Below are 9,805 nucleotides of genomic sequence, written 5' to 3' on the forward strand. Positions count from 1 at the left end.
TCTTTTGCTTGTTGAAGAAGCGTTTGGTGAAGGCTTCCTGGATATGCTGATTCAGTTCGGCAAAAGCTTTCGCATCTTCCGGTTGATTGATTAAACCGGCAAACTTTTGCATATACCACATCATGCGATAGAAATAAGCGGTGGCAATGAGGGTACCATCGGTATTTCGCAGGCTGTCTTGTGAATGTATCAACTCAGGTGATTCGGGTGGCACGCACCAGTCACCATATTTATCTTTTGCGATAATATAATCCTTCATGAACTTGGTCTGCATGTATTGCAGCCATTTCTTCATAGAGGCATAATGTTTTTCAATGACGCGTTTGTCGCCATACTGGTTATACAGCATATCAGCCACCACCAGGTAAGTGCCGGGCCAGGTCATGTTATCGCTGTAATAATTCCAGTAAGCGGGCGCCACATCCGGGATAGAACCTTCGGGTGTTTGGGCTTCTTCAATATCCTGCAACCATTTGGCATACAGGTTACCATTGCCAAATAGAAAGCTTTCACCCAATGAACCAATGGCATGATCGGCCAGCCAGGGCATGCGCTCGTTCCGTTGCGGACAATCGAGCGGCATTCCCTTGTAGTTGGCGCTGATACCCCACCACGCGTTTTGATGAATGCGGTTTACTATTTCGTTGGAAGTTTCAAAGGTGCCGGTGGTAGCGAGGTCATCAAAGATCACCTTGCCTTCAAAATTATTTACAGCAGGCGCTCCGGGATAACCAGTGATCTCCACATAGCGGAAACCGTGGTATACAAAGTCGGGCATCCAGGTTTCAATACCTACGCCTTTAGCTGTATAGATGTCTGTTACTTTTGCATCGCGCAGGTTGCGCACATACAATTCGCCATCAGGTTGCAGGCTTTCGCCAAAGCGCAATGTCACTTGCCGGCCTTTGCTTGCTTTTACCTGCATTTGCAAACGGCCCACCATATTCTGTCCCATATCCAAAATGAAAACACCCGGTTTCAATTGAGTAATGCCCACCGGTTTTATGGTCTTCATTATTTTAATGGGTTCATTCATTTGGGCAGTCAGTTGGCCGCCGGGCGCCTGCACAACCTCCGGCTGTTGCCAGCCTTTATCGTTAAAACCGGGCTTGTTCCAACCGGTCATTTCTTTTGTAGCGTCGTATTCTTCCCCATCGTATTCGTTGTTGGTACGAATGGGACCATCGGCATTCATCTTCCACGAGCCATCGGTAACTATGGTTTTCTTTGTACCGTTGGTATATTCTACTTCCAGCTGCAGCAACAGTTTGGGAAAGCCAAAGGTGTTGATCTTTTTTGGCTTGTAATTTTGCCGCATGGTGAAGAAACGGCCGTTACCCAACACGGCGGCAATAGCGTTGTTCCCCTGCTGCAATTGTTTTGTTACATCGTAAGTATTGTAAAGAACAGATTTGGTGAAGTTGGTAGCACCGGGCGCCATCACTGCATCGCCGATCCGCTGCCCGTTTATGAACAGTTCATACAATCCAAGACCGGAAACATATACCGTAGCCTTCTTAACTGCTAATTGCTCTGTAAACGTTTTCAGGAAATAACGTGCAGATAGACGTGAGTACTGGGAAACACTGTCCCAGGGCATGGCTTTATCCAATCCGATCCATTGGGCTTTCCAGTCGTCCGGCGTTAACAACCCCATGCTCCAGGTAGCGGGTTGGCTCCAGCCTGTTTCGCCTTTGTTGGTATACACTTTTACTTTCCAGTAACAGGCGGTACGACTTGCCAGCGCTTTGCCTTTGTATGCTACATGAATGGATTGGTTGGAACTCACTTTACCCGAGTTCCAGATATCGCCTTCCTGTTTGGCGAGTTTCTCAGGTGTTGAGGCTACCAGTACCTGGTAAGCGACCTGTTGCGTATTGCGAACCTTGCCGAACAACTGCCAGCTGAGCCGTGGTGGCGTTACATCGATACCGGCAGGATTGTTCAACATTTCACAACGGAGATGCCGGGCTGTAAGCTGCGCCTTAACGGACGATGCTGCTGATAAAATCAGCAGCATGCCTGTTAAAAGAAATCTGGCCCCCTCCCGGCCTCCCCCGGTGGGGGAGGGGAAATACAGCCTCGCGATAAAATTCATCTTTCTCAATTTCTTATTTTCAATTTTTCTTCTTCCTTTGCCTTTCCATTATCAACTCTATCAACCTTATCAACTCTATCAACCTGTATCTCCTGATCAACTCGTCAACTGGTTAACTGGTCAACTCTCTACTCCTTACCCGAGAAGTTAAAGAACAAAGTTATATCCTTAGCATACATCGGGTCTTTACCATAATCATAGAACATATGCTTTTTTCCCATGGGGCCCATATTCTCCGCTTTTTGCGATTTGGTGCCAATGGGCGAGATACCATGCATGAACGACAGATCGCCATCGGGAAACGCGGGTGCTGTATTGAATGGGGTAACCGAAAACTTCGGCGTGAACAACCGTAAAAAAACATCTTCATTGGCACACACTACAGTCAGCGGTTGTCCGGTGGTGTTCAACTTCATCCAATATAGGTTGGAGTAATATCCTTTAAATTCTGGATAGATCAGTTTGCCTTCACCGGTTGAGGTATTGTTGTAGTCTTTGTTCCAAACATTCAGCGTGCCGCCTTTCATGCGGTTTTTCCAAACACGGTAAGGTCCGGAACCCATCCACTGTATTGACTTCACAATACTTTCGGGGAGTGAGAAGTTGATACCTACCAATGAGGTTTCATAATCTTTCGGGAAATACTTTACCTGCATTTTCACCCAGCCTGAAGGGAATACGGTCCACTCCAGTAACTGGCAAAGACTTTTCTTTTGAAACTCCGCTGCGATGACCTGGTTGTTTCCTTCCTTGCGGGTGTTCCATTTTACAAAGCCGGTTTCGCCTTCGCATAATAAAGGACCATTGCTTAAAGGGATGGCGCCTTTGCCATTTTGTACGGTTTGTAACAACCCGGTCCTTTTATTGAACGTTACGGTTACATCACCAGCAGTGGCGATGATCAAAGAATCTTTTTCTGAAACATTAACCGTGGCATTGCCTTCCAGCTTGATTATATTTTTCGCCACTGCTGCCGGCAGTTTAATGGGCCAGCTCCAGGTATAAATTTCATGACCGGTTACATCGTAAGCTGTTACATAGATCACGCTGTACTGTTGCCAGTTGGCCGGCAGGTTGCAGGTGATAGCGCCGCTTGTACCAGGCGCAATGTCAGGAACATTCACGGTGCCTGCAACGCTGTCTTTGCTGCCGTTTTGCAAGGATGCTAACTTAAACGTAAAGCGACATTGATTCAGGTTGGTGAAATGATACCTGTTCTCTACCTTGAATTGTCCGGTGAAAGCAGGGGTAATATCTTTTAACTCGAAATGAACGGGCGCCCATACTTCTTTAATGGTATAATAGCTGCCTTCTTTTTCGTGGTAGGGACCAACAATTCCATCAGGTGCGTGGTTGCCATCGGTGTCGAGGCTGTCGTTTTTGTCTTTTCTGATAACGCCTTCATCGGCAAATACCCACAGAAAACCACCGGCTGAGCGGGGATGATGCCACATCAGTTCCCAGTAATCTTCCAGGCCGGCGCCTAAACCGCCATCATACAAACCATGCAGAAATTCTGTCGGGAATACGATCTGGTGACCATGCAGATGGGTTTCATTACCGTAATCGTAATTGATATAGTGTTGGGTATCGAACTGACGAAACACCTGCCAGGGATGGATCAGCGGCCGGTGTTGAATATCCAGCTCATCGAACCAGTGATCCAACTCCGCATTACTACCACCTTCGTTACCATTGTCCCAAACAACGATGGAAGGATGATTCACATCATGCACGATCATTTCCTGCGCCAGTATGCTGCCCACCTGGGTATCGTATGCTTTGTGCCAGCCGCACAATTCGTCAAGCACCATTAAACCTAACGAGTCACAGGCATTCAGGAAGTGTGCATCGGGCGGGTAATGCGACATCCGCACCGCGTTCATGTTCATATCTTTCATCATCAGCACATCTTCGATGCTGCGGGTTTCATTCATGGCCCTGGCCGTAGTTGGCCAGAACGAGTGGCGGCACACGCCTTTGAATTTTATCTTAACACCATTGAGGTAAATGCCATCGCGTTCGCGTACTTCAATGGTCCGGAAACCGAATTTCTCCTGTAAAGTATGAACTGGTTTTCCTTTTGCCAGCAGGGTGAATTCAACTTTGTAGCGGTTGGGAAACTCGGGTGTCCAGGTTGCAGGAGAAGCCACGCTTGTTTTTAATGTAGCGAGGGTATCGCCCGATTTTATTTTTGCAGAAAAAGCCTCGCCTACTTTTTTGCCATCCATAGTGAACAGCTGTGCGCTTACTTCATCTGCCTGTGCAACAGCCGCTACTTTTACGTTGGCAGTAAAAGCACCGCTTGCCTTTCCATCGACAGCAACCTGCGCAATATGCTCAACAGGCAGCGCCTGTAAAAACACGGGTCTGAAGATGCCGCCAAAGATCCAGTAATCACCGTGGCGTTCGGCCCAGTTTACCGATTCATTGGCCGAGTGCTTACTTACTGTTACTTCCAACAGGTTCTTTTTACCAAACTTCAACAGCTTCGTAATGTCATAGGAGAAACTGTAAAAAGAACCCTGGTGGGTTGCCCCGGCCGATTTACCATTGATCTTTACTTCGGTATCGGTCATGGAACCTTCGAAAACTATATTGATGGTTTTGCCCTGCCAGTTGGCGGGCACGTTGAAATTGTATTTATATAAACCCTGTTCTTTACCGCGAACCGAATCTTTATCGTGTCCGTAGTTATATTTTCCAAACCCCTGCACTTCCCAGTTACCTGGCACTGCAATGGTTGTCCATTTACCAGAATTGCGACCGGCCGTACAAAAGAATTGCCAGTTAACGGTTTTATCGCTGCCGGTACCCGACAGATACTGGATCTCCGTTTGTTGGGCATGAAGGGAGCTGAAAGCTGTAAGCTGTAAGCCAAAAGCGAAAGCAAGCACTTTCAACAAATTAGTTTTTATAGTCGGTTTCATTTCCATTTTTACTATTCAAGATTTCCTGTTACTTTTTGCAAACGTTCGGCTGACACTACTTTCTTTCCATTTACCCAAACACTCAGTCCCCTGCCTTTTTTATATTTTGTTCCGTCTTTATCCCAGATGATGGTCACCAGTTTGCCATGGTACGGTACATTGTCGACACAAAACCAGGGCCATTTATTTTCCGGGATCAACGGATTTACTTCTATCTTATTGTCATTACGAGGCCGTAAACCTGCCAACCCGGTTATCATCAGGTCGTTAAAGGTGCTGTGGTTGTAATACCGGCTGCGTTCCTGGTCGTCTTTTAACCAATATCCATGTGTTTCGTCGAGGTATTCGCCTATGTATGGACGACCGCGGCGGTATTGCGATTCCACATAAGTCTCCATCAGGCGAAAATACAGGGAATCATCCACCACCGTTTGCTGATAATTATTCATTAAGTTGGCCATGGCGGTCATAGTTTGTGCAGTGGCGTAAGGCCAAACGGCGCCATCCCACTCACAAGCACAACAGCCACGTTTACGGAACCGAGGATCGCTTCTGTCGGCGGTAGTTATGCCAAAAGGCGCACAGAAGGTTTTTTCTTCTTTTACCTTTTTCCAGGCGACTTCATAGCCGGCATCGGGCAAATTGAAATACCAGGGAATAAAACCTACTTCTTCCCGCACATTGGCGAGTGTATCTGCCTGTTTACGGGTTTCAAAGAAAGTGTCTACCGGGTTCCAGAGTAATTGTTGAATTAACCTTTTAAGCGTATCCGCTTTGGCCGTATACAGACCGGCTTTGGCTTTATCACCCTTCATTTTTTCCATGTTGGCCAATGCGATGGCGTTGCCATACATATAGCTGTTGATGGTGGGACGATAGTTCTTTTCTTTTCTGCCGCCGCTGATGGTTTCTTCCATGCCATCCTTTACATCCGTTTGCCAGAAGAGGCCATTGGGCATTCGTTTTTCCGATTCCCAGCGGGCATAATCTGCTTCCAGATCGGGCAGCATGTTCAGCAACCAGCTGCTGTCGCCATTAACCAGGTAACGGTTGTACAGGGCATACATGTTCCAGCTGCTGAAGGTGTGCAATCTGTTCATGGGTTTGCCTTCATTGCCGCGATACCAGATATTAAAATCTTCATTCAGATACCTGTTGTCGCGCAGCCAGCGGGCCTCATATATATGATGCCCCAGGGCGCTGCCGATAAGGTTGTACTTGTCTGCATAGTTACGAGGCACCAGGAACTCGGTGATCGCATATCCTATTGGTGTTTGTTTAATATGCTTCCGCAGCGTCCACCAGCGGAAATACCACATTTCTTCAAAGTTCTGTTGCGGACATTCAAACAACGGAATATTTACTTTCATCCAGTCCCATGCCTGGGCATTGGGAATGGCCTGGACAATATTCTCGTCTTCCATTTTATTGAAATAGTCTACATAGTGACGGAAATCATCTGCTTTCAAAACAGCGCTGCTTTTCCTGCTCTTCTGAGCAACGGCGCCGCTTACGCATCCGGCAATTAAGATCGTTAATAGCCCTTTTCTGATCATTACTGTACCTTTTTCGTTTTTACTGACTTGATCAAATATACTGCTGGTTGAGCCTGTGCGCCAGGGTTTGGCAAATCATATAGCTGATCTGTTGGGGTATCGGAATCGGGAAAACGACGTACATCGCCGGTTCTGAAAACAAGTCGTTGTACATTTTCAAGAGGGGCAAAGAAGATCTGATTGCCACTCTCCTTTCCATTCACGGTTACCGTATAAAAACGGGCATTTGTGTTTAAGGATACGGTAACTTCATACTGTTTTCCTGCCTCGTACTTCATGATGCTTCTGTTTCTATAGCCTGCTTTTACATACAATGTGCCTGTTGAATCAAACACCATCCTGATGCCTGCGCTGCCTTTGGCATCCTGAAACTCGATGTGCAGGTTACCATGATCATTTTGTTGTGGAGCTACCGTAAACGTTGCCGTCATTCTTTTTGCGGCTGGCAAAACGTGTTCGGCCTTCCCAAAATCAAACGGATCTTTGTCCTTCAACGATAGTACCTGGGCGCCATCCGGTGCTTTGTCTATGGCTACCGGCGCCCACATGGGACTGTATATATTCCATTCGTTTAATGCCGTGGCGGCAGGTAAAGTGGCGAAATCATCGTTTACATCTACCTCTACTTTATCCTTTATGGGTACGGGTATGCTCGCCACCCAAATGTCTTCCTTGTTCATGCTGTAGGTGATCCAGCAATTGCCATCGGGTGACAGGGCGCCGGCTTCCAATCCACGGGTATATTGCGGACCATAGCTTTTGTAGGCACCGCCATAGCGGAGTGAGGTGATCTCGCCGTTCACCAGTAACACGTTCTTATAGTTCAATCCATCGTCACTTACCGATAATGCCAAAGGCCATCTGAATTCTGATGGGTTGTATACAGTTACATATTTGCCATCGGAGGTGCGTTGTCCCCAGATCTTGGCATTGCTGTTTACGAAGTGAGGCGCACGTACAGGGTTATACAACCAGGATTTTCCTTTATCAGTACTGATAGAGGTCAACGCCAGTTTCCATAACCCAACAGTTCTGCCATCGGGCAGAGTATAAAAATTAAATGCTTTATAATTATCGTTGTGCAAAGCGATCAACGGATCGTTGCGATCGGCCTCTTCACTCCATTGCTGCACCATCAGGTTGTTGCTCAACAATTCTTTGCAGGCTTCTACAAATCCTTTGTCCTTACTTTTTTCAAAGAAGGGGTAACTGGTGTTTGTTGAATTGAACGCATGGTTGTAGCGAATGAAGTAGATGGGGCCAAGGCTGCCATCTTTATTTATTTCGCGTACCACGCGGCCAATACCGTTGCCATCGTTGGGATCGTCATGCGGACCCAGCACTATGCCATAAAAACCGAGCATCAGTAACCGGTTTTTGGTAGAAATATAAAAACCCATACGCTGGTGCATTACTGCGGACAAGTTATGGGACACCGAATCTTTATAGTCTTCCTTGGTAGTACCATCAGGAACTTTGTAAATAGGAAACGAGATCTTTGGCACCGTCCAGTGAACACCGTCCTTAGAGGTCATCATCAGGGATTGGCCCGGAGGTACGTGCTCACCCACCGGATTGCTTAGGTATTCCAGGTAAAAGGCATTGTTCCAGTAAGTAATCAACGGCTGGTGGTTATACGTCCAGCCAAAACCGGTAGTGGAATCCTTAATATCCCGGTTTGCCCGCATTACCTGAATGTTATGCACCCCTACTGCTGGTGATAACTGGCCATGGTGGTAATCTACATTTGACAATGTAGTACCCACGTAACGTACCGTATCCTGTGCGGTAGCTTGTTGAATACTTCCTATTAACAATGTTCCTATTACTAGTAGCTTATTCATTCTAAATGTCATTATCGTGAAACGAGCCTCCCCCAGGCCACCTCCGGTGGAGGGGGGCAAGGCAACCTCGCGCAAATTTTCAAAGCTGTTAACCTGTTAACTTGTCAACTTGTTAACCTTATCAACCCTATCAACTCCGTCAACTCTATCAACCTGTATTCCAGGTCAACTGGTTAACTGGTCAACTGGTCAACTCTACCAGCTTTATCAACCCAACCTACTTCTCACTCAATAGCTTATTCAACTCCCCCCTGCTAGTCATAAAGATCGTCCCATGCTTATGCCCTTCCGGTACCGACACAGTCGCTGAATCGAAATGGATAAAATCCGTTGTTTTAACGGCTTCGTATTTTTTATCGCCATAGGAGTCGAAATAGATCAACCAGTCCTTACCTACATGGGCCACAGAGGGGCCTTCGGTGAAATGTTGCGTAAAGGGTGCGGAAATATTATTCCAGGGGCCTAACGGACTATTTCCAAACGCCACTTTTATATTACGCATGGGCCGGGTATTGTCTTTCAACACCAGCACATAATCCCTGGGCGCTCTTTTTACAATCTCGGCATCGATCACACTGAACTGCGGATCGAGGTATAATTTGCTGGGTGAAAAGGTTTTGAAATCCCTGGTCTCCGTATAATACAGGCGTTGATTGTTATTCTCCTCTTCCAGGCCTTTTGGAAAACGGAAGGGAATGGTGGAGGCCCATACAATGATGTACTGGTTATTCTCCTCATCAAAGAAAACTTCAGGCGCCCATACATTCACCACATTGGAGTCGTTTTACATAACGGGTATAAACTCCGGTTTTGACCAATGGATAAGGTCTTTTGAATGGGCATAACCAAAACCTTTGTCTTTGTTCCAGCCGCTCGTCCATACCAGGTGGTATTCGCCATCGCCGCCTTTTGCAATAGAGGGATCGCGCATTACTTTGGAGCCTACTTCGGGTTTTACAAAAGTCCGCCCCACATCTGTCCATTTATAACCATCATAGCTGTATAACAAACGTAAGCCGTCGCTGGCGGGTTCGTTGAATGAGGTAAACATGTATACTTGCTTCTTGTGAGAAGAGCAGCTTATAACTAGAAAACAAGCTATGTATAATATATATCGCATTTATCTCAGTTATTAGGTTATTAAGTTCTTAGGTTTTTGAGTTAACTTATGAACTCAATAACTTAATAACTTACAAACTTTAACTTAAAAATCGAGTACCAGTACCCAATCGTTACCCTCTTTAACATCACCAGGAGCATCAAACTCATGAACCCCTTTATTTTCAAAACTTCCTATTTCAGTGTACTTGCCATCTCCTGGATTGTACCAGGATGCCTTGATACTTTTTCCTGCCAGCTTATCCATTTTTACTGAAA

General features: G+C 46.4%; 7 protein-coding genes. All 7 read right to left on the bottom strand.

Annotated features, from left to right (window positions below):
- On the bottom strand, window positions 1–2,098 hold a 2,098-nt coding region (locus ACJ751_RS04680; protein WP_407744214.1), incomplete at its 3' end, for a family 78 glycoside hydrolase catalytic domain.
- A gap of 128 nt (window positions 2,099–2,226) precedes the next feature.
- Window positions 2,227–5,028 carry a glycoside hydrolase family 2 TIM barrel-domain containing protein gene (locus ACJ751_RS04685; protein WP_407744215.1) on the bottom strand — a complete coding sequence of 934 codons (2,802 nt, stop codon included), beginning with the start codon at window positions 5,026–5,028 and terminating at the stop codon, window positions 2,227–2,229.
- An 11-nt stretch (window positions 5,029–5,039) separates the two neighbouring features.
- The gene (locus ACJ751_RS04690; protein ID WP_407744216.1) at window positions 5,040–6,584 is read right to left on the bottom strand and encodes an MGH1-like glycoside hydrolase domain-containing protein; all 1,545 of its coding nucleotides are present in this window, start codon (window positions 6,582–6,584) and stop codon (window positions 5,040–5,042) included.
- Window positions 6,584–8,428: an exo-alpha-sialidase gene (locus ACJ751_RS04695; protein WP_407744217.1), complete on the bottom strand. Its 1,845-nt coding sequence runs from the start codon at window positions 8,426–8,428 to the stop codon at window positions 6,584–6,586. The genes ACJ751_RS04690 and ACJ751_RS04695 overlap by 1 nt, the downstream gene beginning before the upstream one ends.
- Window positions 8,429–8,645: 217 nt before the next feature.
- Window positions 8,646–9,200, bottom strand: a complete 555-nt coding sequence (locus ACJ751_RS04700) for a hypothetical protein (RefSeq protein WP_407744218.1) — start codon at window positions 9,198–9,200, stop codon at window positions 8,646–8,648.
- Window positions 9,201–9,212: 12 nt separating this feature from the next.
- The gene (locus ACJ751_RS04705; RefSeq protein WP_407744219.1) at window positions 9,213–9,479 is read right to left on the bottom strand and encodes a hypothetical protein; all 267 of its coding nucleotides are present in this window, start codon (window positions 9,477–9,479) and stop codon (window positions 9,213–9,215) included.
- A gap of 153 nt (window positions 9,480–9,632) precedes the next feature.
- A complete protein-coding gene (locus ACJ751_RS04710; protein ID WP_407744220.1) occupies window positions 9,633–9,794 on the bottom strand; it encodes a putative collagen-binding domain-containing protein in 162 nt (53 codons plus the stop codon).
- Window positions 9,795–9,805 lie beyond the last annotated feature (11 nt).

This window comes from Niastella sp. (assembly GCF_045805085.1).
Taxonomy (GTDB): domain Bacteria; phylum Bacteroidota; class Bacteroidia; order Chitinophagales; family Chitinophagaceae; genus Niastella.